This is a genomic window from Streptomyces sp. NPDC059861 (assembly GCF_042731435.1).
GTDB lineage: Bacteria > Actinomycetota > Actinomycetes > Streptomycetales > Streptomycetaceae > Streptomyces.
In genome coordinates this window covers 32,301-55,744 of the sequence record NZ_JBHWJQ010000048.1, presented here as the reverse complement: position 1 = coordinate 55,744, position 23,444 = coordinate 32,301, and the positions used below count along the sequence as shown (strand labels likewise).

At 68.6% G+C, this 23,444-nt stretch carries 19 protein-coding genes; 5 read left to right on the top strand and 14 right to left on the bottom strand.

From position 1 onward, the window contains the following. Positions 1-373 precede the first annotated feature (373 nt). The 3 genes from ACFV6X_RS31535 to thyX form a co-directional block, all read right to left on the bottom strand. On the bottom strand, positions 374-2,059 hold the full coding sequence (locus tag ACFV6X_RS31535; RefSeq protein WP_385389415.1) for a ribonuclease J: 1,686 nt from the start codon (positions 2,057-2,059) through the stop codon (positions 374-376). Between the two features lie 153 nt (positions 2,060-2,212). Next, positions 2,213-3,112 (bottom strand): 4-hydroxy-tetrahydrodipicolinate synthase, encoded by a 900-nt coding sequence (dapA, locus tag ACFV6X_RS31530; RefSeq protein ID WP_365458645.1) that lies wholly within the window; start codon positions 3,110-3,112, stop codon positions 2,213-2,215. Positions 3,113-3,323: 211 nt separating this feature from the next. Beyond that, positions 3,324-4,079: an FAD-dependent thymidylate synthase gene (thyX, locus tag ACFV6X_RS31525; RefSeq protein ID WP_385389413.1), complete on the bottom strand. Its 756-nt coding sequence runs from the start codon at positions 4,077-4,079 to the stop codon at positions 3,324-3,326. Positions 4,080-4,224: 145 nt separating this feature from the next. Between thyX and ACFV6X_RS31520 the strand changes: the two genes are divergently transcribed. Together ACFV6X_RS31520 and ACFV6X_RS31515 are read left to right on the top strand one after the other, a co-directional pair. Next, the gene (locus ACFV6X_RS31520; protein ID WP_385389411.1) at positions 4,225-4,464 is read left to right on the top strand and encodes a hypothetical protein; all 240 of its coding nucleotides are present in this window, start codon (positions 4,225-4,227) and stop codon (positions 4,462-4,464) included. Positions 4,465-4,566: 102 nt separating this feature from the next. After that, a complete protein-coding gene (locus ACFV6X_RS31515) occupies positions 4,567-5,121 on the top strand; it encodes a hypothetical protein (protein WP_385389423.1) in 555 nt (184 codons plus the stop codon). A gap of 27 nt (positions 5,122-5,148) precedes the next feature. On the opposite strand, the gene ACFV6X_RS31510 is transcribed toward ACFV6X_RS31515, so the two are convergent. From ACFV6X_RS31510 to rpsO, 5 genes are all read right to left on the bottom strand, one after another. Next, positions 5,149-5,601, bottom strand: a complete 453-nt coding sequence (locus tag ACFV6X_RS31510; protein ID WP_385389408.1) for a hypothetical protein — start codon at positions 5,599-5,601, stop codon at positions 5,149-5,151. A gap of 11 nt (positions 5,602-5,612) precedes the next feature. Then, on the bottom strand, positions 5,613-6,365 hold the full coding sequence (gene dapB, locus ACFV6X_RS31505) for a 4-hydroxy-tetrahydrodipicolinate reductase (protein ID WP_385389406.1): 753 nt from the start codon (positions 6,363-6,365) through the stop codon (positions 5,613-5,615). Positions 6,366-6,399: 34 nt separating this feature from the next. Then, positions 6,400-7,779: a M16 family metallopeptidase gene (locus ACFV6X_RS31500; RefSeq protein WP_385389404.1), complete on the bottom strand. Its 1,380-nt coding sequence runs from the start codon at positions 7,777-7,779 to the stop codon at positions 6,400-6,402. Continuing rightward, positions 7,776-9,995, bottom strand: coding sequence for a polyribonucleotide nucleotidyltransferase (locus ACFV6X_RS31495; protein WP_385389402.1), 2,220 nt, complete (start codon positions 9,993-9,995; stop codon positions 7,776-7,778). Before ACFV6X_RS31495 ends, ACFV6X_RS31500 begins: the two co-directional genes overlap by 4 nt. A gap of 398 nt (positions 9,996-10,393) precedes the next feature. Continuing rightward, positions 10,394-10,681, bottom strand: a complete 288-nt coding sequence (gene rpsO, locus ACFV6X_RS31490; RefSeq protein ID WP_385389400.1) for a 30S ribosomal protein S15 — start codon at positions 10,679-10,681, stop codon at positions 10,394-10,396. Positions 10,682-10,956: 275 nt separating this feature from the next. On the opposite strand from rpsO, the gene ACFV6X_RS31485 reads away from it, so the two are divergent. Next, positions 10,957-11,250 (top strand): DUF397 domain-containing protein, encoded by a 294-nt coding sequence (locus tag ACFV6X_RS31485; protein ID WP_385389397.1) that lies wholly within the window; start codon positions 10,957-10,959, stop codon positions 11,248-11,250. Positions 11,251-11,500: 250 nt separating this feature from the next. Here the strand turns inward: ACFV6X_RS31485 and ACFV6X_RS31480 are convergent, their stop codons facing one another. Next, positions 11,501-13,033, bottom strand: a complete 1,533-nt coding sequence (locus ACFV6X_RS31480) for a PQQ-binding-like beta-propeller repeat protein (protein WP_385389395.1) — start codon at positions 13,031-13,033, stop codon at positions 11,501-11,503. A 58-nt stretch (positions 13,034-13,091) separates the two neighbouring features. Continuing rightward, the gene (gene eccD / locus ACFV6X_RS31475; RefSeq protein WP_385389421.1) at positions 13,092-14,591 is read right to left on the bottom strand and encodes a type VII secretion integral membrane protein EccD; all 1,500 of its coding nucleotides are present in this window, start codon (positions 14,589-14,591) and stop codon (positions 13,092-13,094) included. Between the two features lie 330 nt (positions 14,592-14,921). Here eccD and eccCa point away from each other — a divergent pair, with 330 nt between their 5' ends. Together eccCa and ACFV6X_RS31465 are read left to right on the top strand one after the other, a co-directional pair. Beyond that, on the top strand, positions 14,922-18,899 hold the full coding sequence (eccCa, locus tag ACFV6X_RS31470; RefSeq protein ID WP_385389393.1) for a type VII secretion protein EccCa: 3,978 nt from the start codon (positions 14,922-14,924) through the stop codon (positions 18,897-18,899). An 82-nt stretch (positions 18,900-18,981) separates the two neighbouring features. Then, positions 18,982-19,344 carry a hypothetical protein gene (locus ACFV6X_RS31465; protein ID WP_385389391.1) on the top strand — a complete coding sequence of 121 codons (363 nt, stop codon included), beginning with the start codon at positions 18,982-18,984 and terminating at the stop codon, positions 19,342-19,344. Between the two features lie 96 nt (positions 19,345-19,440). Here the strand turns inward: ACFV6X_RS31465 and ACFV6X_RS31460 are convergent, their stop codons facing one another. The 4 genes from ACFV6X_RS31460 to ACFV6X_RS31445 form a co-directional block, all read right to left on the bottom strand. Next, positions 19,441-19,740 (bottom strand): WXG100 family type VII secretion target, encoded by a 300-nt coding sequence (locus ACFV6X_RS31460; protein ID WP_385389388.1) that lies wholly within the window; start codon positions 19,738-19,740, stop codon positions 19,441-19,443. 91 nt (positions 19,741-19,831) lie between these two features. Next, a complete protein-coding gene (locus ACFV6X_RS31455) occupies positions 19,832-20,176 on the bottom strand; it encodes a WXG100 family type VII secretion target (RefSeq protein WP_385389385.1) in 345 nt (114 codons plus the stop codon). Between the two features lie 142 nt (positions 20,177-20,318). Then, positions 20,319-21,557, bottom strand: a complete 1,239-nt coding sequence (locus ACFV6X_RS31450) for a S8 family serine peptidase (RefSeq protein WP_385389383.1) — start codon at positions 21,555-21,557, stop codon at positions 20,319-20,321. Between the two features lie 99 nt (positions 21,558-21,656). Then, positions 21,657-23,444 (bottom strand): hypothetical protein, encoded by a 1,788-nt coding sequence (locus ACFV6X_RS31445; protein ID WP_385389380.1) that lies wholly within the window; start codon positions 23,442-23,444, stop codon positions 21,657-21,659.

Sequence of the window (23,444 nt, the reverse complement as noted above, 5' to 3'; positions counted from 1 at the left end):
GCGTTGACTTTTGGCACGCTGTTGAGTTCTCAAGGAACGGACGCTTCCTTTGTACTCACCCGAGAATCTCTCTCGCGGCTTTCCTCCGGGCGCTTTCCCTTCGGTCTTGCGTTTCCGACTCTATCAGATCTTTTCTCGACCCGATTTCATCGGTGCTTTCCAGGTTCCCGCTTCCGCGTTTCCCTTTCCGGCGCTTCCGACTTTATCAGAGATTCTGAGTCGGAATTTCCGCCCCGCTCCGGAGACTGTCTCCGGCGCACGTAGTGGCCGGGTTCCCGGGGGAGCGAGCCGTAAACGTACTGGAGCGGGGCGCCCCGATGCAAATCGAAGCGCCCCGCTCCAAGTCCGCGCGTACGAACGGGTCGTACGCCGGTCAGACCTCCACGACGACCGGCAGGATCATCGGCCTGCGGCGGTACGTGTCGGAGACCCACTTGCCCAGCGTGCGGCGGATCAGTTGCTGCAGCTGGTGGGGTTCCACGACGCCGTCCTGCGCCGAGCGCTCCAGGACTTCGGTGATCTTCGGGAGGACGTCGACGAAGGCCGAGTCCTCGATGCCGGAGCCTCGGGCCTGGACGTGCGGGCCACCTGTGATCTTGCCGGTGGACGAGTCCACGACGACGAAGACCGAGATGATGCCCTCCTCGCCGAGGATCTTGCGGTCCTTCAGCGCCGGCTCGCCCACGTCACCGACCGAGAGGCCGTCGACGTAGACATAGCCGGCCTGGACCTTGCCGGAGATCTTCGCCTTGCCCTCGACCAGGTCGACGGCGACGCCGTCCTCGGCGATCACGATGCGGTCGTGCGGGACGCCGGTGAGGGCGCCCAGCTCGGCGTTGGCGCGCAGGTGGCGCCATTCGCCGTGGACGGGCATCAGGTTGCGCGGCCGGCAGATGTTGTAGAAGTACAGGAGCTCGCCCGCCGAGGCGTGGCCGGAGACGTGCACCTTGGCGTTGCCCTTGTGGACGACGTTGGCGCCCCAGCGGGTGAGGCCGTTGATGACGCGGTAGACCGCGTTCTCGTTGCCGGGGATCAGGGAGGACGCCAGGATGACCGTGTCGCCGTCGACGATCCGGATCTGGTGGTCCCGGTTGGCCATGCGCGAGAGCGCGGCCATCGGTTCACCCTGCGATCCCGTGCAGACGAGGACCACCTGGCTGTCCGGGAGGTCGTCGAGCGTCTTGACGTCGACGACGAGACCCGGCGGAACCTTCAGATAGCCCAGGTCCCTGGCGATGCCCATGTTGCGGACCATGGAGCGACCGACGAAGGCGACCCGGCGGCCGTACTCGTGGGCGGCGTCCAGGATCTGCTGGATGCGGTGGACATGGCTGGCGAAGCTCGCCACGATGATCCGCTTGCGGGCGGACCCGAAGACCTGGCGCAGGACGTTGGAGATGTCGCGCTCGGGCGGCACGAAGCCCGGGACCTCGGCGTTCGTCGAGTCCGAGAGAAGAAGGTCGATGCCTTCCTCGCTCAGGCGTGCGAACGCGTGCAGGTCCGTGAGGCGGCCGTCCAGCGGGAGCTGGTCCATCTTGAAGTCGCCGGTGTGGACGACCATGCCGGCGGGTGTACGGATGGCGACCGCGAGCGCGTCCGGGATGGAGTGGTTGACCGCGACGAACTCGCAGTCGAAGGGGCCGACGCGCTCGCGGTGGCCCTCGGCGACCTCGAGCGTGTACGGGCGGATGCGGTGTTCCTGGAGCTTCGCCTCGATCAGGGCGAGGGTCAGCTTGGAGCCGATCAGCGGGATGTCCGGCTTCTCGCGCAGCAAGAAGGGGACGCCGCCGATGTGGTCCTCGTGGCCGTGCGTGAGGACGATGCCCTCGATGTCGTCGAGGCGGTCCCGGACGGACGAGAAGTCCGGCAGGATCAGGTCGATTCCGGGCTGCTCCTCCTCCGGGAAGAGCACCCCGCAGTCGACGATCAGCAGGCGGCCGCCGTACTCGAAGACCGTCATGTTGCGGCCGATTTCACCGAGGCCGCCGAGTGGGGTGACCCGCAGGCCGCCCTCGGGGAGCGGCGGCGGCGAGCCGAGTTCAGGATGCGGATGACTCAAAAGACTCTCCTCACCACGCGCGCCACGTACCGGTGGGGCACGTGGCGCGCGTGACGTTCGTGCAGAAGCAGTTGTCGTTGTGGGACGCGGGCACCGGTGCCCGCTTATTCAGTTGTGAAGTCCATACGCGCCCGTTCGGGGCGAAGTCTGTTGTCAGAGCTGTACCCCGCCGGCAGCAAGATCGATCTTGAGTTGCTCGATCTCCTGAGGCGTGAGCTCGACCATGGGCGGCCGCAGCGGGCCGCCGGGCAGTCCCTGAAGGGTGAGTGCGGCCTTGGTGGTCATGACGCCCTGGGTGCGGAACATGCCCGTGTAGACCGGGAGCAGCTTCTGGTGGATCTCGGTCGCCTTCTGGACGTCGCCGCTGGTGTACGCCTCGACCAGCTGGCGCAGCTCGGGGGTGACCACGTGCCCGACGACGGAGACGAAGCCGACGGCGCCCACGGAGAGCAGCGGCAGGTTGAGCATGTCGTCGCCGGAGTACCAGGCGAGGCCGGAGCGTGCGATGGCCCAGCTCGCGCGGCCGAGGTCGCCCTTGGCGTCCTTGTTGGCGACGATCCGCGGGTGCTCGGCGAGCCGGACCAGCGTCTCCGTGTTGATGGGGACGCCGCTGCGGCCGGGGATGTCGTAGAGCATGACCGGCAGCTCGGCGGCGTCGGCGACGGCCGTGAAGTGGCGGTACAGGCCCTCTTGCGGGGGCTTGTTGTAGTACGGGGTCACGACCAGCAGGCCGTGTGCGCCGGTGCGCTCCGCCGCGCGGGCCAGCTCGATGCTGTGGTGGGTGTCGTTCGTGCCGACGCCGGCGACGACATGGGCGCGGTCGCCCACGGCCTCCAGGACGGCTCGTACGAGGTCCGTTTTCTCCACGTCGCTGGTGGTGGGGGACTCGCCGGTGGTGCCGTTGATGATCAGGCCGTCGTTGCCTGCGTCCACCAGGTGCGTGGCGAGCCGCTGCGCGCCGTCGAGGTCAAGTGCGCCGTCCGCCGTGAAGGGCGTGACCATGGCGGTAAGGACCCGCCCGAAGGGGGTCTGCGGAGTGGAGGTCGGAGCCATGGGTTACACGCTACTCGTTGCTCAAGGCGCGGTCTGCCCTCGGGGTGCGCGACAAGTCCGGACAAATAAGGAGCCCGGCACTGCCTGCTCGGGGGTTCAAGCAGTGCCGGGTCCGTTTGATCAGGCTAGATGAACTTCTCTAAATGCCGCAATACGGACACTTCGCCCGGCTGGCCCGTACATCTGTGCCTGCCGGGGAAACAGGCATGCGTTACGGCGCCACCCGGCCGTTGGCGTTGAAGGCGGCGTACGTGAGCGGCATGAGCTCGGCCCACTCCGCCTCCATCTTCTCGCCGACCATCTCGATCTCGCGCTGCGGGAAGGACGGGACCTGGGCGAGCTCGTGCTGGGTGCGCAGACCGAGGAAGTGCATCAGCGAGCGGGCGTTGCAGGTGGCGTACATCGAGGAGAACAGGCCGACCGGGAGCACCGCGCGGGCGACCTCACGGGCGACGCCCTCCGCGAGGAGCTTCTGGTAGGCGGCGTAGGCCTGCTGGTACGACTCGTCGAGCACACGGTGGACCGTCTCGTACTGCGCCGGCGTTCCTTCCACGAAGGTGTACTTGCCCGGGCGCCCCTCCTGGACCAGCTTGCGGGAGGTGTCGGGCACGTAGAAGACGGGCTGAAGCTCCCGGTACCGGCCGGACTCCTCGTTGTACGACCAACCGACGCGGTGCCGCATGAACTCCCGGAAGACGAAGATCGGCGCACTGATCAGGAAGGTCATCGAGTTGTGCTCGAACGGGCTGCCGTGCCTGTCCCTCATCAAGTAGTTGATCAGGCCCTTCGAACGCTCCGGGTCCTTCTGCAGCTCGGCGAGGGACTGCTCGCCGAGAGTCGAGACGCGAGCGGCGAACAGGACGTCCGAGTCGGAGGCGCTGGACTTCACCAGTTCGACCGTGACATCACCGCGCAGAGCGATGTCGGGGTGGGGGGCATCGGCGGAGGTCAAGAGGATCCTTCCCATCACGGCTTGAGTGGCGCCCACTTTACTCAGTGCGTTGAGCGAGGTTTTTCCCGGTAAGACGGCACTTCGGCGGGTACTCGCGCGTCTGTACTGGTGACAGTCGTTCATTCGCACCCCAGCGTCCTCAGAGAGGAGCAGGCCCCCGATGTTCCGTCGGCGTGAGCCCGTACCCTTCGCCTTCATCGCCGAAGCAGAGCGGTTCCGCAGCAATGTCACTCCCCCGCCCCGCCGGCGTGCGTCCGCCGGGCAGATAGCCGGGCACTGGCTGATGGGACTCACCATCGTGGCCGGGCTCGCGGGCTCCTTGGTGATCGGGACGCCGGCGCTGGAGCAGGATCACCTGTCGACGCCGACGCAGCAGTCCCAGGCGTCCGACCGCCGCTGAGCGGGCCCCGTACTCGGACGGACCCCCGAGGGTGGTGGGTGGGAACACGGGTCGATAGCCTCACCGGGCACAGCCCATGCATGGATGAGCGAGGACCCAGCCGTGCCCCTGTCCTTCCTGACGGCCGACAGCGCCTACGACACAGCCGACGATGTCGCGCTGCCGTTCGACGACCGCGACCGCTGGCGGCGGCCCTACCGCCCCGGCCCCTGGCGGGTGGGCGCGGCCGCGGTGTGGCTGCTGCTCGCCTCGTACGTGCTGTTCGCGGCGGTGATCATCGCCCTGACCGGTACGCCGTCCGCCTCCGCCGTGGTCTTCGGTATCGCGCTGGCGGTCATCGCCATCGCCCTGCGGCTGCTGCGCATGGGCGTGTGGGTGAGCGCGCACGGGCTGCGTCAGGTGCGCTTCCTGCACACCCGGACGGTGCCGTGGGACCGGGTGGCCGCCGTGCGGACGCTGCAGCAGCCGGTGCGCTGGCTGGGGCTGCCGCGCACGGTGCAGGGGCAGGCGCTGATCCTCGTACGCAAGGACCGCTCCGCGGACGACATGCCGTATCTGCTGACCACGCACAACGCCGACTTCCTGGCCCGGTCCGGGGCGTTCGACCGGGCGGCGGACGCGGTGGAGGCGTGGGCGGCGGAGTACCGGCAGGGCTGAGCCCCCTCACCCGGGACCGGTGAGGCGTCAGGCCTCGGCGGGCCTGCCCTCGTGGAGAGCGATCGCCCGCTGCATGGCCTTGCGGGCGCGCGGGGTGTCGCGGGCGTCCTGATAGGCGACGGCCAGACGGAACCAGGTGCGCCAGTCCTCCGGCGCCGCCTCCGTCTCGGCTTTGCGCCGGGCGAAGACCTCGTCGGCCGAGTCACGGTCGACGCGACCGCTGGGCAGCCGCTTGAGCTCGTCGACGGGCAGGCCGCCCTCGGCGTCGAGTTCGGCGGCGAGCCGGTTGGCCCTGCGGACGAACTGGGTGTTCTTCCACAGGAACCACAGACCGATCACCGGCAGGACCAGCACCGCCACGCCGAAGGTGACGGCGAGGACCGTGCCGGTCTTGACGAGCAGCACGCCGCGGCTGCCGACCAGGACGAAGTAGAAGACCAGGACGGCGGCCGTGACGAAGTAGGAGAGTTTCGCGCGCATGGGGGTCCGGCTCAGCCCAGGTCCAGGAAGTTTTCCAGGCCGAACGTGAGCCCCGGCGTGCTCACCACACGGCGGGCGCCCAGCAGGATGCCCGGCATGAAGCTGCTGTGGTGCAGCGAGTCGTGCCGGACGGTGAGGGTCTCGCCCTCGCCGCCGAGCAGGACCTCCTGGTGCGCGAGCAGACCGCGCAGGCGCACCGCGTGCACGGGCACGCCGTCCACGTCGGCGCCGCGGGCCCCCTCCAGGGCCGTGACCGTGGCGTCCGGCGCGGGCGCCGAGCCCGCCTTGGCGCGCGCCTCGGCGATGAGCTGGGCGGTACGGGTCGCGGTGCCGCTGGGGGCGTCGACCTTGCCCGGGTGGTGCAGCTCGACGACCTCGACGGACTCGAAGTAGGGCGCGGCGATCTGCGCGAACTTCATGGTGAGGACGGCCCCGATGGAGAAGTTGGGCGCGATCAGCACGCCCGTCTCCGGGGACTGGTCCAGCCAGCCGCGCAGCTGCGCGAGACGCTCGTCGGTCCAGCCCGTCGTACCGACGACGGCGTGGATGCCGTGCCGTACGCAGAAGTCGAGGTTGCCCATCACCGAGGCGGGGGTGGTGAGTTCGACGGCGACCTGGGCGCCGGTCTCGGCCAGGGTCTCCAGCTTGTCGCCCCGGGAGAGGGCCGCGACCAGCTCCATGTCCTCGGCGGCCTCGACCGCCCGAACCGCCTCGGAGCCGATACGGCCCTTGGCGCCGAGTACCGCCACGCGCAGCTTGCTCATGTTCTTGCTTCCTTACCGATGACGGGTTCGGGTGTCAGGCGACGGCATCGTGCAGACGCGACGCCTGCTTGTCCTTCAGCGGGCCGATGACCGACAGCGAGGGCCGCTGTCCGAGGACGTCGCGCGCGACCGCGCGGACCTCGTCGGGGGTCACCGCCGCTATCCGGGCCAGCATGTCGTCGACGGACATCTGCTCGCCCCAGCACAGCTCGCTCTTGCCGATTCGGTTCATCAACGCGCCGGTGTCCTCCAGGCCGAGGACCGTGGAGCCGCGGAGCTGGCCGACGGCGCGGGCGATCTCCTCGTCGGACAGGCCGTGCTCGGCGACGTGGTCGAGTTCGTCGCGGCAGATCTTCAGCACGTCGTGCACCTGGGACGGACGGCAGCCGGCGTACACGCCGAACAGACCGCAGTCGGCGAAGCCCGAGGTGTACGAGTAGACGCTGTAGGCAAGGCCGCGCTTCTCCCGAACCTCCTGGAAGAGGCGTGACGACATGCCGCCGCCGAGGGCGGTGTTCAGCACGCCGAGGGACCAGCGGCGGTCGTCCGTGCGGGCCAGACCCGGCATGCCGAGCACGACATGGGCCTGCTCGGTCTTGCGGCCGATCAGCTCGACACGGCCGGTGGCGCGGATGGCGCGGCGGCCGTCGCGCGGGGCGATGGGCTGCGCGGCGGCGTCCTTGAGGGCGCCGGCCTTCTCGAAGGCCGCGCGCACCAGCCGTACGACCTTGTTGTGATCGACGTTGCCGGCGCAGGCGACCACGAGGTGGGTCGGGTCGTAGTGCTTCTTGTAGAAGCGGCGGATGCGGTCGGCGGTCAGGGCGTTGACGGTGTCGACCGTGCCGAGGACCGGGCGGCCGAGCGCGTTGTCCCCGAACATCGTGTGCGCGAACAGGTCGTGCACGCAGTCGCCCGGGTCGTCCTCGGTCATCGCGATCTCTTCGAGGATCGCGCCGCGCTCGACGTTCACGTCCTCTTCGAGGATGAGCGAGCCGGTCAGCATGTCGCAGACCACGTCGATGGCGAGCGGCAGGTCGGCGTCGAGCACGCGTGCGTAGTAGCACGTGTACTCCTTCGCCGTGAACGCGTTCATCTCGCCACCGACCGCGTCGAGGGCGGAGGAGATGTCCAGGGCGCTTCTGCGCTGCGTGCCCTTGAAGAGCAGGTGCTCCAGGTAGTGCGTGGCGCCGTTGAGGGACGGCGTCTCGTCACGGGAGCCGACGTGCGCCCAGATGCCGAAGGTGGCGGAGCGCACGGAGGGCAGGGTCTCGGTGACGATGCGCAGGCCACCGGGGAGGGTGGTCTTGCGGACCGTGCCGATGCCGGCCTCGCCCTTGATGAGGGTTTGGGTACGGGCGACGGCCCGCGCCTCCGAAGAGGAGCGGGCCGTCACCTTGGAGCCACGGGACGTCACTGGTCGGCGTCGTCCTTCTTGTCCTCGGAGGCTTCCTCGCCCTCGATCACGGGGATCAGGGAGAGCTTGCCGCGGGAGTCGATCTCGGCGATCTCGACCTGGACCTTGTGGCCCACACCGAGCACGTCCTCGACGTTCTCCACGCGCTTGCCGCCGGCCAGCTTGCGGATCTGCGAGATGTGCAGCAGACCGTCCTTGCCGGGCAGCAGGGAGACGAACGCGCCGAAGGTGGTCGTCTTCACGACCGTGCCCAGGTAGCGCTCGCCGACCTCGGGCATCGTCGGGTTGGCGATGCCGTTGATCGTGGCGCGGGCGGCCTCGGCGGCCGGGCCGTCGGCGGCACCGATGTAGATCGTGCCGTCGTCCTCGATGGTGATCTCGGCGCCCGTGTCCTCCTGGATCTGGTTGATCATCTTGCCCTTGGGGCCGATGACCTCACCGATCTTGTCGACCGGGATCTTCACGGTGATGATCCGCGGCGCGTTCGGGGACATCTCGTCGGGCCGGTCGATGGCCTCCATCATCACGTCGAGGATGTGGAGACGCGCGTCCCGGGCCTGCTTCAGGGCGGCGGCGAGCACGGAGGCCGGGATGCCGTCCAGCTTGGTGTCGAGCTGGAGGGCGGTCACGAACTCCTTGGTGCCGGCGACCTTGAAGTCCATGTCACCGAAGGCGTCCTCCGCACCGAGGATGTCGGTGAGGGTGACGTAGTGCGTCTCTCCCTCGATCTCCTGGGAGATCAGGCCCATGGCGATACCGGCGACGGGGGCCTTCAGCGGCACACCGGCGTTCAGCAGCGACATGGTGGAGGCGCAGACCGAGCCCATGGACGTCGAGCCGTTGGAGCTCAGCGCCTCGGAGACCTGGCGGATCGCGTAGGGGAACTCCTCGCGGGTCGGCAGGACCGGCACGAGGGCGCGCTCGGCGAGGGCGCCGTGGCCGATCTCGCGGCGCTTGGGGGAGCCGACGCGACCGGTCTCGCCGGTGGAGTACGGCGGGAAGTTGTAGTTGTGCATGTAGCGCTTGCGGGTCACCGGGGAGAGGGTGTCCAGCTGCTGCTCCATGCGGAGCATGTTGAGGGTGGTGACGCCCAGGATCTGGGTCTCGCCACGCTCGAACACCGCGGAACCGTGCACGCGCGGGATGGCCTCGACCTCGGCGGCGAGCGTACGGATGTCCGTCACGCCACGGCCGTCGATGCGCTTCTTCTCCTTGATCACGCGCTCGCGGACCAGCTGCTTGGTGAGCGAGCGGTACGCGGCGGAGATCTCCTTCTCGCGGCCCTCGAACTCCGGCAGGAGCTTCTCGGCGGCGAGGGTCTTCACGCGGTCCAGCTCGGACTCGCGCTCCTGCTTGCCGGCGATGGTGAGCGCCTGGGCGAGCTCGGGCTTGACCGCGGCGGTGAGCGCCTCCAGGACGTCGTCCTGGTAGTCGAGGAAGATCGGGAACTCGCCGGTCGGCTTGGCGGCCTTGGCGGCGAGGTCCGACTGGGCCTTGCACAGGACCTTGATGAAGGGCTTCGCGGCGTCCAGACCGGCGGCGACGACCTCCTCGGTCGGCGCCTCGGAGCCGCCCTCGACCAGCTTGATGGTCTTCTCGGTGGCCTCGGCCTCGACCATCATGATCGCGACGTCGCCGTCCTCCAGGACGCGGCCCGCGACGACCATGTCGAAGACGGCGTCCTCGAGCTCGGTGTGCGTCGGGAAGGCCACCCACTGGCCGCGGATCAGCGCGACGCGGACGCCGCCGATCGGGCCGGAGAAGGGCAGGCCGGCCAGCTGCGTGGACGCGGAGGCGGCGTTGATCGCCACGACGTCGTACAGGTGGTCGGGGTTGAGCGCCATGATCGTGGCGACGACCTGGATCTCGTTGCGCAGGCCCTTCTTGAAGGACGGGCGCAGCGGGCGGTCGATGAGGCGGCAGGTGAGGATCGCGTCCTCGGAGGGCCGGCCCTCACGACGGAAGAAGCTGCCGGGGATCTTGCCGGCGGCGTACATCCGCTCCTCGACGTCCACCGTCAGCGGGAAGAAGTCGAGTTGGTCCTTGGGCTGCTTGGAGGCGGTGGTGGCCGACAGCACCATGGTGTCGTCGTCCAGATACGCCACGGCGGAACCGGCGGCCTGCTTGGCCAGGCGGCCCGTCTCGAAGCGGATGGTGCGGGTGCCGAATGCGCCGTTGTCGATAACGGCCTCGGCGTAGTGGGTCTCGTTCTCCACTAGCGTTTTCTCCTCGTCTTCGTCCCTCCTCGCCCGTGTTGGCGGGGGGACGGTGGCGGAGAAGCGCTCCGTCTGGTGCGGGCCGGTCTTCGATCGAAGCACCCGGGTCACTTCCCCCGGGGGCCACTACCGAGGACCGGCGGCGGCGCGGTGCGCTCCTCCTCGTTCGTCTTGTGATCCCGCCTACCCCGATGGGAGGGCGGTTCACGCGGTGTCGTGCGTACTGCGATGTGTCGTACGTGCTGCGTCACGTCGCGCGTACGGCGTTGCGTGGTGCGTACTGCGTCACGTCGTGCGCACGGCGTTGTGCTACCACACTACAAAGGGGTGGTGACACTCCGCACGTACAGCAAAGGGAGCGGCCCCCTCGTAGTGGGAACCGCTCCCTTCACGGCGTCTTACTTGGCGCCCGCCGCACCGCGGCGGATGCCGAGGCGGTCGACCAGCGCACGGAAGCGCTGGATGTCCTCCTTGGCGAGGTACTGCAGCAGCCGGCGGCGCTGACCGACCAGGATCAGCAGACCACGGCGGGAGTGGTGGTCGTGCTTGTGGGTCTTCAGGTGCTCCGTCAGGTCGGAGATCCGACGCGACAGCAGAGCGACCTGGACCTCGGGGGAGCCGGTGTCACCCTCCTTGGTACCGAACTCGGAGATGATCTGCTTCTTCGTAGCGGCGTCGAGCGACACGCGTACTCCTCATAGTCTGTGAAGGGCCACCGAGTGCCCCCGGTCTGCATCTCGGGGGAGCTTCCATGACTCGGAAGGCGGGGATCCGCTGGGCGCGGCCTCCAGGGCCCAAGGCTCCGGGGGTGCGTACACAAACGGCCGTCAGCCAGGGTACCAGCTGGTGAGGACCGCTCCGCCCACGGCAGCCGAAGCGCCCCGACGACGGCAGGGCGGCCACTAGGGTGAACGGTCGGATCGTCGTCAGCACGTGCACGTCGGGAAGGGGTCGCTGCTCAATGGCGGAGACGGAAGCGGAGATCAAGGCGCGCAAGGAACGGGAGCGGGACGAGCTGTACGCCCTCGACATCTCGGACGTCGAGTGGCACAGCGCGCCGGGTACCGAGGAGCAGGAGGAGCGGGTGGAGATCGCCTACCTGCCCGCCGGGGCCGTGGCCATGCGCTCCTCGCTCGACCCGGAGGCCGTGCTGCGGTACACGGAGGCGGAGTGGCGGGCCTTCGTGCTGGGGGCACGGGACGGCGAGTTCGATCTGGAGCCCGCGCCGGGGAGCGCGGGGGCTGCGGAGCAGTAGTTCGGTTTCGGTGCGGGAGTCCCGTGTCAGTGCGGGAGTCCCGCGTCAGTGCGGGAGTCCCGTGTCAGTGCGGGAGGGCCCGTTCCGGTGCGGGAAGTTCGGTGCGGCAGGCCCGTTCCGGTGCGGCAGACCCGTTCCGGTGCGGCAGACCCGTTCCGGTGCGGGAAGTTCGGTGCGGCAGACCCGGGCCGGTGCGGCAGACCCGTCCCGGTGCGGCGGCCGGTGGCGTGCCGGCCGCCGCGGGCGGCGGTCAGGGGGTCTTGCGGGCAGTGCTTTCGATGCCGAGGACCAGGTAGATCCACTGCGGCTGGTCCGCCGCGGGTCCAGAGACCGATTTGGGGCCGATGAAGAGGCGGCCGTGCTGCACGAGGACATCGTTGAAGTCGATCGAGGTGAAGGTCGAGGCCTCGGCCGGCAGGCCGAAGTAGAAGTAAGGCGTCTCCTTGCCCGTCGCCGGGTCGAGGCTGACCAGTGCGTTGGGTGTGACGTTGTCCTGGCTCTCGCGCAGGGCGAGGAGTCGGTCGCCGCTCGTCCGCACCGGGACCAGCAGGGCGTTGGGTCCGGAGTCGAACTTCGTCGTGGTGTTGCCGGTCGCCAGGTCGAAGCCGATGACCCAGTTGGACGTGTGCGCACCGATGTCGTCCTTGCTGCGGAGAAACACCTGCTTGCTGCCGACGGCGACCGTCGGGCAATAGTCGATGACGAGATAGTCCTCGGACGAGCACTCCCCCACGTAGGTACCGTTCTGGAGACGGATCGTTGCGCGGTTCTTGCCGTCGTCGCCGAGGGAAAGTAGATCGGTGACACCGCTGTCGCCCGCTGCGACGGCGAGGACGGCCGGATCGGCGGACGGGATGCTGAGGTCGCGGACGCCCTTCGCGGCCGAGTACGACCACAGCGTGCGGCCCGTGGCCGGATCGACCTTGCGCACCTTGTACGAGATGTGTTCCGGAGAGTCGACGGGCAGACTCTTGTCGCTGTTCCAGCAGAGCTCGCGCACGAGCAGCGCACGTCCTCCGGCAGCACCACTGTCCTGGCAGGCACCGACGGCTTTCGTACGCCAGCGAACCTTCCCGAGATCCATGCCGTACGCCGCGGTGCCCCCGCCCCAGCTGACGGCGACCGTGTCGTGGGTCAGGGTCACGCTGGGGGTGTCCTGCAGGGCACTGTTCGTCGGGGCGCGGGATGGGGCGCTGCTCTGCGTGGCGGGGAACTCGCGGGACCAGATCTTGCGGCCGTCGTCGAGATCGAAGAAGGCGACCTGGTTGCAGTAGGCCTCCTCTTCTTCGTCGTCGTCCGCGCGGTACAGGACGGCCGTGCGATTCTCGTTGGTGACATGGCGGGTGTAGCCGCAGATCGGGCCGTCGAGGGGAAGCTTCCACTTCTCGTCACCGGGTGCGGCGTCGGTGCCCAGGGCCAAGCCCACGAGGGTCTTGTTGACGCCCTTGGCGAGGATCTTGTCCGTGGCCCACATGCCGGGCATCTCGTAGTGCTCGCCGGGACTCAGGTCGTCCGCGGAGAACCGGAACGCCATCTTCCCTACGCTGCTCGCGGGTTGCTTCTCGACAGTCTCGCGGACGTCGAGGCGGCTCCGCCCCGCGGTGGTCTCCGTCCTGGTCCTGGCGTCGTCGCCGCCCCAGAGGAGCCAGCCGCCGGCGCCGAGCGCCGCGACGAGCACGACGGCGAGCGGCCACACCAACATCTTGCGGCGACGCCTCGCGCGGGCGGCCTCCGCGGACATCGCGGACTGCGTGTATATGGAGGGGGGCGGGCCGAAGCTCACGCTCGAAGTTCCTTTCCGTGCCGTGCGGCCAGCTCATCACCTGCTTGCTGCACGGCAATCAGCTCGTCATCGCGCGGGCGGCCGCGTACACGTCGAACACGGCGAGCGCCAACGGCACCAGGGTCAGCAGGGCGAAGCCCTCGGCGATCTCCATGAAGCGGCCCCAGAAGGGGGTGACGCCGCGCCGCGGAGTGATCAGGCCGATCGCGGTGACGAGGGCGGTGGCTCCGGCGATCGCCGCCGCGAGCCAGACGCTGCGAATGTCGAGACCGGCGGCGTCGCCCTGGAAGGCGTCGCGCAGAAGCTCAGTGGGCGGGTTCAGGGCGAGCCCGAGGCTGAGGAAGACGAGGGCGGTGAGCCCGGCGGCGAGTGTGGCGCCAACCTGTGCGGTGTAGCGGAACAGGTGGGCGCGCATCAGCATGGCGATGCCCGTGGCAAGGGTGAGGAGCTGTGCCCATACGTTGCTGGAGAAACCGAGGACGATCGACGCGCCGACCGTGACGAGCGCACAGCCACCGACGAGGCCGGCGAGGAGTTCGTGGCCACGGCGTACCTGGGCAGCGATGCGCCGGATGTCGACGGGATCCTGCTGGGGGGCGGATTCCTCAGGGGTGTAACCGAGGCCGGGGTTGTGCGGTTCGAAGCCGATGGGCAGCCGGGCGAATCGCATGGACAGCCCTGGCAAGAAGGCGAGAGCGCAAACCGCGAGCGGGGCGCAGACGGCTGCCGTCTCGATCGGCTTCAGGTGTGTGAGCACCGCGACGAAGGTGCTCAGCAGCCCGATCGTGGAGGCGAACACGAACGCCACGAAGGGGCCGTCTCCGCTGGGCGACACCAGCGTGAGAACCACGGAGGCGACGAGGACCGCGGTGCACGCGAGCAGAAACTGCAGCCGCCCGATGCCCTGCCCTCCCGAGAGTGGGAGCAGTCCGGAGCCGGCCACGGCGATGTTCGGCATGGCCCCCAGGCCGAGCGCGACGGCCGAGCCGCGGTCGTGGTAGACCCGCGCACGGACGCACGCGATGGCGACCAGGAGGACACCGGTGACGGCTGCGAGGATGCCCTGGAGACTGTGCATGTCGTGTCGGATCTGCGAGCTCCAGACCACGAACGCGAGCAGTGCGGGAAGTATGCCTCCGGTGATCAGACCGGCGGCACGGGTCAAGGTGCCGTTCCACAGGGTGCGGTCCTGGGTGACGGCGGAGGCGACCGCCTCGGAGACGTCGTCGTGGACCGCTGGTGGCAGCGACTCGGCGAACGGACGCAGCGTCAGCAACTCGCCGTCCAGGATGCGCTGTGCGGCGAACGACCGGGACCCGTCGAGGACCGTGCCGTCCCGACGTACGAGGTGATAGCCGACCGGTGCGCCCTCGGCGGGGCTTTGGCGGGAGAGCCGCAGGATCTCCGGGTAGAGGTCGGCGACTGACACATCGTCGGGCAGCGCCACGTCGATGCGGCTGTCGGGCGCCACGATGGTGACCCGGCAGAATCCGAGCCCGGTGCCCGGTCCGGTGGGAGTTCCGGTGCCCGTTCCGCCAGTCGGCGCGGAGGCCGTCATGCTCACCTGTTGTTCCCCCTCGTCGATGGTACGGCGACCACGCGTCGAGCGCTCGATCGCCTGAAACGATCCTGTCTAACTTGTGCCGTGCCGCCCGCGCCGTCGGCCGCATGCGCCGCTGCGGCCGGGAGATGCGCGGGGACCGCTCACAACGAACAGTGCGGACCGTCTGGCTTTCTGGGCCAGATTCGCAACTGCTCACACGTCTCACGGGCACCCTACCGCCCACCGTAGTCAGCGGTTCTCAGTAGGATCGCGCTTCGCGACCGACGTTCGCCGGACACGGGGCGGCGGACGGAACGGTCGGTTGGGCAAGGGAATTGGTGCGAAGTGAGCCACATCGTCGTCAAGCGCCCAGCGAGGGCACTGCCGCGGGAAGTGCCCACGAACGAGGTCGTCTTGCAGCCGCCGCCGGAGCTGCCCCGCGGACAGCAGGAAGGCGCCCTGATGCAGCTGCTGCCCATGCTCGGCATGGGCGGGTCCGTGGTGTTCTTCTTCAATCCCCAGGCCCAGCCCTTCATGAAGATCATGGGCATGGTGATGGTTGCCTCCACCATTGCCATGGGAATCGCGATGCTGATTCGCTACCGGCGGGGCAGCCAGGGGCAGATCGCCGACATCCGCCGCGACTACCTGCGATATCTGTCGCAGACCCGGCGGGAGGCGCAAACCACTGCCAAGGCGCAACGCGACGCCCAGTACTACCTGCACCCTTCACCTGAGCAACTGTGGGCGCTGGTCGCCGAGGGCAGCCGGGTGTGGGAGCGCCGGGCCGGCGACGAGGACTTCGGGCAGGCGCGCGTAGGCCTGGGCCCGCAGGGCCTGGCAACTCCGCTGGTCCCACCGCAAGCGGCGCCGGTGGACCAGTTGGAGCCGCTTACGGCGGGCGCTCTGGAACGCTTCGTGGCCACACACAGCATGCTCGAGGATCTGCCGATGGCGGTCTCGCTGCGGGCCTTCTATCACGTTTCGGTCAGTGGTGAGCCGGTCACCGTGCACGGTACGGCCCGCGCGGTGGCCGCCGCCATGGCATCACTGCACTCCCCCGAGGACCTTGTCATCGCCATCGCCACCGGCCGGGAGTCGGCGCCCGAGTGGGAGTGGGCAAAGTGGCTGCCGCACGTACAGGTCAGGGACGAGGCGGACGGCGCGGGCAGCCGGCGCCTGATCACCACCAACCCGGTCGAGCTGGAGGACCTCCTGGGCTCCCGGCTCCAGGGGCGCCCGCGCTTCCACCCGAGCGCGCCGCCAGTGCCCGAGCAGCCACACCTGGTGGTCATCCTCGACGGCGTCAGCCTGCCGCCCACCTCGCTGCTCGCCAGCCCGGAAGGACTCCAGGGCGTGACGGTCCTGGAGGTGGTGCCGGGCGAACTCACCGCTGGGCGTGGCGACCTCTCCGTCGTCGTGCACCCGCGCGAGCTGCGCCTGGAGTCGGCTAACGGCATGGTCTATGAGGGCACGCCCGACGTCCTGTCCTACGAGGCGGCGGAGGCCCTGGCCCGGCAGCTGGCACCGCTGCGGATGGCCTCGGGTGGGGACGACGACCAACCGCTGCTCGCCAACCTGGATTTCACGGACCTGCTGAACCTGGGCGACGCGGCCACCGTCGACCCGCGGCGCACGTGGCGGCCGCGCGCGCAGTCCGAGCGCTTGCGCGTGCCGATCGGTGTCGGTGAGGACGGCCGGCCCGTCATGCTGGACCTGAAGGAGGCCGCACAGGAGGGCATGGGCCCGCACGGCCTGTGCGTGGGCGCGACCGGTTCCGGTAAGTCGGAGCTGCTGCGTACCCTGGTACTCGGCCTCGCGGTCACCCACTCCTCCGAGACGCTGAACTTCGTCCTCGCCGACTTCAAGGGCGGCGCCACCTTCGCCGGCATGGCCCAGCTGCCGCACGTGGCCGCGGTCATCACCAACCTCGCCGACGACCTGACGCTCGTCGACCGCATGGGCGACTCGATCCGCGGTGAACTGAACCGCCGCCAGGAGATGCTGCGCGACGCGGGCAACTACGCCAACATCCACGCGTACGAGAAGGCCCGCACGGCCGGTGCCGCACTCCAGCCGATTCCCTCGCTCGTCCTCGTCATCGACGAGTTCAGCGAACTGCTCACCGCAAAGCCGGACTTCATCGAGATGTTCGTGCAGATCGGCCGCATCGGCCGGTCGCTGGGTGTGCATCTGCTGCTCGCCTCGCAGCGTCTGGAGGAGGGTCGCCTGCGCGGCCTGGAGACCTACCTTTCGTACCGAGTCGGTCTGCGCACCTTCTCGGCGGCCGAGTCGCGCGCCGCGATCGGCGTCCCGGACGCCTACGAGCTGCCGAACGTGCCCGGTTCCGGCTTCCTGAAGCACGGCACGGACGAAATGGTCCGCTTCAAGGCCGCATACGTCTCCGGCGTGTACCGCTCCGGTGTCCGGCAGGCGGCGTCGTACGGCGGCCCGCTCCCCGTGGACCGCAGGCCCGCGCTGTTCACGGCGTCAGAGGTTCCCGTCCATTACGTCACGGTGCCCCAGCAGCGGCAGGAGGAAGAGCCGGGCCAGACCGACGACGCGCTGGCGGACACTGTGCTCGACGTCGTTGTTCGTCGGCTGGAAGCGCAGGGACCGGCGGCCCACCAGGTGTGGCTTCCGCCCCTGGACAGCCCGCCGTCGCTGGATTCCCTGCTGCCCGGCTTGGCCGCCGTACCCGGCCGGGGGCTCACCCAGCCCGGCTACGAGGGTGCCAGCCGGCTCGTCATCCCCGTCGGGATCGTCGACAAGCCGTACGAGCAGCGCCGCGACCCCCTGTGGACCGACTTCAGCGGCGCGGCCGGCCACATGCAGATCCTCGGTGGTCCGCAGTCCGGCAAGTCGACTCTGCTGCGCTCGATCGTCGCCTCGTTCGCGCTCACCCACACCCCCCAGGAAGTGCAGTTCTACGGGCTCGACTTCGGTGGTGGCGGTCTGGCATCCGTGGCGGGCCTGCCGCATGTGGGCGGGATCGCCTCGCGGCTCGACCCGGAGAAGGTCCGGCGTACGGTCGCCGAGGTCTACGGCATCATGACCCGCCGCGAGGAGTACTTCCGCACTGCCGGCGTCTCCTCCATCGCGGAGTTCCGCGCCCGCCGTGCCCGCGGCAACATCTCCATGACCGACCAGCCTTGGGGCGACGTCTTCCTCGTCATCGACGGCTGGGGCAATTTCCGCACCGACTACGACGGTCTGGAGCCGGCGGTACTGGACATCGCGGCGCGTGGCCTCGGCTACGGCATGCACCTGATCCTCACCGCCTCGCGTTCGATGGAGGTCCGCTCCAATCTCAAGGACCACCTGATGAACCGCCTGGAGCTGCGGCTCGGCGATACCATGGACTCCGAGTTCGACCGCAAGGTCGCGGCCAGCGTGCCGATAGGCGTTCCGGGCCGAGGTCAGACCCCGCAGAAGCAGCACTTCATGGCGGCGGTGCCGCGCATCGACGGCCTGTCCTCGGACACGGACCTGGCCGAGGCGACCCAGGCCCTCGCGGCAGAGGTCGCCCGCCACTGGCAGCAGCCCGGGGCGCCTGAAGTCCGCCTGCTCCCCAGGGAGTTCTCAGCACACCAGCTGCCGCCCGGCGACCGCTTCCCGAACCGGGGCATCGCCTTCGCGCTCGACGAGGACAATCTGGAGCCGGTGTTCGTCGACTTCGACCAGGACCCGTTCCTCCTGGTCTTCGGCGAGAGCGAGTCCGGCAAGTCCAACTTGCTCAAGCTGCTCATCCAGCGCCTCACCGAGCGCTACGACGGCAACGAGGCGAAACTCTTCGTGGTCGACAACCGCCGCTCCCTGCTGGGCGTGACCCCCGACTCGCATCTGGCGGAGTACATCCCCATGTCCAACCAGATGCAGCACCACATGGACGCGCTGGCCAACCTGATGCAGCGCCGCACCCCGACCGCCGACGTCACCCCCGAACAACTACGCAACGGCACTTGGTGGCAGGGACCGACGGTGTACATCGTCATCGACGACTACGACCTGGTGTCCACGTCGAGCGGCAACCCGCTGTCCGACCTCACGGAACTGCTCCCGTTCGCCCGGGACGTCGGAGTCCGCTTCATCATCGCCCGCTCCACCGCGGGCGCGGGCCGCTCGGGCTACGAGCCGTTCATGCAGCACATGAAGGAACTCGGCGCCCAGGGCGTCGTCCTCGCCGGTGACCCCAACGAGGGCGACCTGCTGGGCGGCGTACGAGCGCGGCCGATGCCTGCGGGGCGGGGCGTGTTCGTGTCGCGGAAGCGGGGGAAGCCGTTGGTTCAGGTGGGGTTGGTGCCGGAGGGCCGCGGCCGATGAGGACCATGATGCGGGTTGCCGCCTACATACTCGTTCTTTGGTGACCTGCCTGGCGGCGGTCTACGTCTGGTACCGCTAATGGGTGGACTGGATGCACGAGTCCGTCGACTCGAGCTCCGCGCTGAAGGAGTCATGCGTACTGGGCGAGTCCAAAGCAGCCGACGAGGCGCTGTACTACCTGTCCGCCTCGTACGGCCCCTATGCGCAGGCCCTGCGCTCGGCAACCGACGAAGGGAACTCACTCAACGCGTTCACAGGTACGTCCGGCGACCGGGCACGGGAACGGGCAACGGCATCGTGCGCCGACGGGGTGCGGGCCATCTTCCGGATCAGCACAACGGTGTACGCCGCTCCGACCAAGAGTCTTCTTCTCTCCGCCCTGAAAACGTTCGCGGAGCGGTCGGCAAGGAAGCACGGATGCACAGACGTGGAACTGCCGAGCTGAATCCCGCTCACCGTACCTGCTCCCGACAAGTTTGGGGGGTGGGCACCTCCCGCGTATGCCCACCCCCCGCAACTGCTCCGCCGATCCGGCCGCCTCCTACAGGAAGTAGCTGGCGGCCTTCTTGTCGCCCTCCATGTACGTGCCACCGGCGCGGCCGACGACCTGGCCGATGCTCATCAGCGCCTGGTGGATGTCACCGGCCTCCGTGTCCCAGCGGGCCAGCTTGTTGCCGTACTCGCTCTGAGCCTTGCCCGCCCAGTACTGCCGGCTGCTCTCCACCATCTTCCGGAGTTCCTGCAGGTCCTGTTCCAGCAGCTTCGCTTCGTTGCCGATGTTGGTGGCCGCGAAGTCCAGCGCGTCATAGGAGACGGAAAGTCCGTCGTTGTTACGGCTCATGCCTGCCTACCTCTTCTCGATCGTGTGCGGGGTCATGCGCGGTGAACTGTCGTGCTCGATGCTCGGTACCGAAGTACTCGGTCCAGACCGCTCACATCGAGTTGAAGGCGGACGGCGACACCGTGGGGGCACCGTCCTGGACGTTGATCCGGTTGACCGCCGCGCGCACCTCGTCCTCCTGGGAGTCCTTGATATTGCGCGCCGTGGTCATGGCTTCCATGACCTCACCCAAGATGTTGCCGATCTTCACCAGGGACTCGTTGATCTCGAACTGCTTGCGGTCGAACTCGGCACGACCGATGCCCTGCCACTGACCGCCTTCGAGACTGTCGATGACGCCCTGGAGCTTGTGGACCCGCTTCCGGATGTTCTCGTACTTCTCGTACATCTGCTTCTGCAGCTTGACTACTGCTGCATCTTCAAGCTTCTGGTCCATAGCCTTGACCAGCCTTCCCTTCCACTGTCTGATTACCGGTCGATTGGTCTCGCGTCATCGCCTCGGCGAAGCGAACGCGTTGTTGAGGCCGAACCGAGGGCGCTATGGCCAGGTGCTCACTCGGCTCGGGCGGCTGGTCCGCTCACCTTGCACGCCGCGCCCGCAGAACGGCCGCACCGGCACCGCCGATCACGAACACTGCGGCTGTGGCGCCCAGGACGATCCACAGGGTGTTGTTGTCGTCGGCGGCCGCTTCCGCGGTTGATCCTGCGGCCGAGGTGCCGTCGGTTGAAGACTCTTCCCGGGCCTGTGACGGGGCTGATGCGGAAGTGGAGGGCGCGGACGAGGCGTCGGACGCGTTGTCGGTGTCGCTCGCGCCCCTTCGACCTGCCTTGGCCAGCAGATCGCCGCCGTTCACCTTCGCCAGCGGATCGACGTCCGGCGCACCGGCGTCGTAGTTGGAGTCCCCCAGGACAAGTCGGGGACGGACCGATCCGTACCCCGCGTACTTGCTCGGCTCGTCCTTCGGCCAGGAGCGGCTCGCGGTGTCGATCAGGGCGCGAGTGACCTGGTTGACGGTCCAGTCGGGGTGGGCGGACCAGATGAGGGCGGCGGAGGCGGAGACGAGGGCGGTGGCGTGGCTCGTTCCACCTTGCTCGCAGTAAGAGCGGAAGGTTTCGTCACACCAGCCGGGAACAGCCTCACCGGGTGCCGCAAGATCGGCAAAGCCGTGCGACGACTTCTCCGAAAACTTCGACACCGTGTAGGAAGAGTCGACCGCTGCCACACCGAGAACGTAGGAGTAGCGGGCCGGCGCATCGGGAAAGCCTCTGTTCCCTACAGATGCGACGAGTAGCTTGCCCTTCGAGGCAGCGTATTTGATGGCGGCCCTGTCCTCTTCGGAAGTCATGCCATCGAATGACATGCTGATGATCTTCGCGTCACTGTCGGCCGCCGCCCTGAGCGCCTCCCAGGCCGCAGGCGTCTTCTCATACTCCGGCCCGGTCTCCAGACCTTCAAGAGCAATACGGTAGGGAACGATCTTCGCGCCGGGTGCCAATCCCTGGATGCCCCCGCTCGCTCCCGTTCCGGCGATCAGCTCCGCCATGGTCGTTCCATGGCCGTCGTAGTCCTTCGTGACGTTGTAGTCAACAGTCTCCGGGACTTCATCAGTCAGGAGCTGGCCCTTGAGCGATGGCGTGTTCGGATTTACGCCTGTGTCGATGACAGCGACCTTGACGCCTTCGCCCGTGCTGACCTTCCACATCTGCTCGGTCTGCATCGGCCCCAGGTACCACTGCAGCGACTGGGCATCAGCAGCAGAGGTACTGGGGGCGAGTCCCACACTCACAGCAGCCACGGCGCCGACGACGGCACCCACAGCACGCGCTCGTCGACCGCACCATGCTCCGACGAGCGCAAGGCTCTCGCCTCGTCCGCTGGTCCCTGACTTCATGGCGTTGTTAGTCCTCGCTAGCGCTCAGTTGACAACCGGCGGCACGTCGCGCCGGGGTTTGTTGGGCAGGTGTGTTGCTTCGCCTTCGGCCGCATCGGGAGGGCACTGTGGTCCCCGCGCGTCCGCCTCGTGACCGGGCTTTGCCTTGCGATCCGGCCGACGGGCCAGGCCCTCGCCTCCGCGCGTCATGCCATTGCGCTCAGCCTGTACAGCGGAGTTACGGCCCGCCGGACTACCGGTCACAGGCTTGGACCCTCCCGTGCCTGCACCACGAGAAACGCCACCTGCGCCGACACCGGGCCTTGCACCGGCCTGAGGCGCACCGAAGACGCCACGCTGCGCGGGACCACCAGTCGATGGCCGAGGAGTGGCCGTCGGACCAGCGCCGACCACCGTGCCGCGAGGAATCTGCGGCCCACTTTTCGCTGTGGCAGTGCCGCCGTTCGCCGTGGGACGACCTCCGACCACGCCGTTCGCACGGCCGGCGCCAGTGGCCGGACCGACATTGGCCCGCGGGCCGACCGTACCGCCGGCACGAGGAGTGCCGCCGGACACCCCCGAGTGCCCCGTCGGGAGGGGCCTCGCTCCGGGGCCGCCTCCCCTGGCAACCGGCTGGCCGGTCGCCGTGGGACGCCCCAACTGGTTCGTGGCACCAGGACCTGTAGCGCGACCGGTGACGGGATTGGTCAAGCCAGGCTGAGTGCGCCCCTGGGCGGAGGCAGGCGGGCGAAACCCACTCGTTCCTCCACCCATGGTCCTGCCACGCGACTGTCCGGGGATCGAAGGCCCGAAGTTGTCGAACGTCCCGGACTGGCCGCCCGCCGTGGGTGGGGCCCCCGTGACCGGCGGCATGGGACCGGTAGTCGCTGTGGTGGGCGTCGGTGGCAGAGTTCCGACACTGTCGATGCTCGTGCCTACAGAGCCGTCGGGGTAGACAACGGTTCCCTTGCCAACACTCGACGGGACCGATCTATCGCCTGACCCGTGCAGTCCCGTGCGCCCCGTTGTTTCAGCCGACGCGTCAAAGCGTGTGGCTGACCCGGCCCCACCACTCGCCGCGGCAGACCCACCGGGCCCGTCAAACTCACGCTCAGGAGCCGGAGGCACCCCAACATTCGGCATCGGCCGGAACGTCGGAGGGTTCTCCTGCAACACCGAGAGCTGCTGACTCGACACCGCGTAGTACGACGCCAACCGGTTCATCTGGTTGATCGCCTCTTGGCGGTCCTTCTCCACCTTGAGGGCAGCGTCGTAATCTTCCTGCTTCGCAGCCTTCTCGGCGTCGGTGAAGCGCTCGGGGCGCTTGAGGTTCTTGGGGTCACGGCCCGGCATGGCTTTGCGCACCGATGCCAGGCCCATCGAGGCAGCGAGGAGCTGGTCGCCCGCCTTCCCGGCGAATTCACCCAGGTCAGTCGTGCTCGTGACGAGCGAGGCGCCCCACTCACGGAAGGCCTTACCGGCCTCACCGACCCAGCGGACATGAGTAATACGGCCGTCAAGCTCCTTCGCCGCCGACGCGATGGCGGTACGCGCTGCCAACAGCGCGTTTCCGGACGACTCCAAGTCCTCGGGGTTCGTCTGCTCGACCAGATCGATCATCTGGTTGAGGTCGAGATCCTTCGCTGCGAAGTCGGTGCTGCCGAATACTGCCTTGCCCGGTGCGGTGGACCCGACCACCGCTCGCAGCGGATCGGGCACCGACGAGCCGAAAAACCACTTGCCGGGCGTGTGCTCGACGTTCGGGGCGACGTCGGCGAAGGAGTTCTGGTTGGAGGCGCGCTCCAGGTCTGCCTTGCGCTGGTCGTCGGTCAT

What these genes read in the sequence shown, in the direction of transcription:
- dapA (WP_365458645.1), bottom strand. Translation starts at nt 3,112, where the DNA reads ATGGCTCCGACCTCCACTCCGCAGACCCCCTTCGGGCGGGTCCTTACC.
- thyX (WP_385389413.1), bottom strand. Translation starts at nt 4,079, where the DNA reads ATGGGAAGGATCCTCTTGACCTCCGCCGATGCCCCCCACCCCGACATC.
- ACFV6X_RS31520 (WP_385389411.1), top strand. Translation starts at nt 4,225, where the DNA reads ATGTTCCGTCGGCGTGAGCCCGTACCCTTCGCCTTCATCGCCGAAGCA.
- ACFV6X_RS31510 (WP_385389408.1), bottom strand. Translation starts at nt 5,601, where the DNA reads ATGCGCGCGAAACTCTCCTACTTCGTCACGGCCGCCGTCCTGGTCTTC.
- dapB (WP_385389406.1), bottom strand. Translation starts at nt 6,365, where the DNA reads ATGAGCAAGCTGCGCGTGGCGGTACTCGGCGCCAAGGGCCGTATCGGC.
- ACFV6X_RS31485 (WP_385389397.1), top strand. Translation starts at nt 10,957, where the DNA reads ATGGCGGAGACGGAAGCGGAGATCAAGGCGCGCAAGGAACGGGAGCGG.
- eccD (WP_385389421.1), bottom strand. Translation starts at nt 14,591, where the DNA reads ATGACGGCCTCCGCGCCGACTGGCGGAACGGGCACCGGAACTCCCACC.
- ACFV6X_RS31460 (WP_385389388.1), bottom strand. Translation starts at nt 19,740, where the DNA reads ATGAGCCGTAACAACGACGGACTTTCCGTCTCCTATGACGCGCTGGAC.
- ACFV6X_RS31455 (WP_385389385.1), bottom strand. Translation starts at nt 20,176, where the DNA reads ATGGACCAGAAGCTTGAAGATGCAGCAGTAGTCAAGCTGCAGAAGCAG.
- ACFV6X_RS31445 (WP_385389380.1), bottom strand. Translation starts at nt 23,444, where the DNA reads ATGACCGACGACCAGCGCAAGGCAGACCTGGAGCGCGCCTCCAACCAG.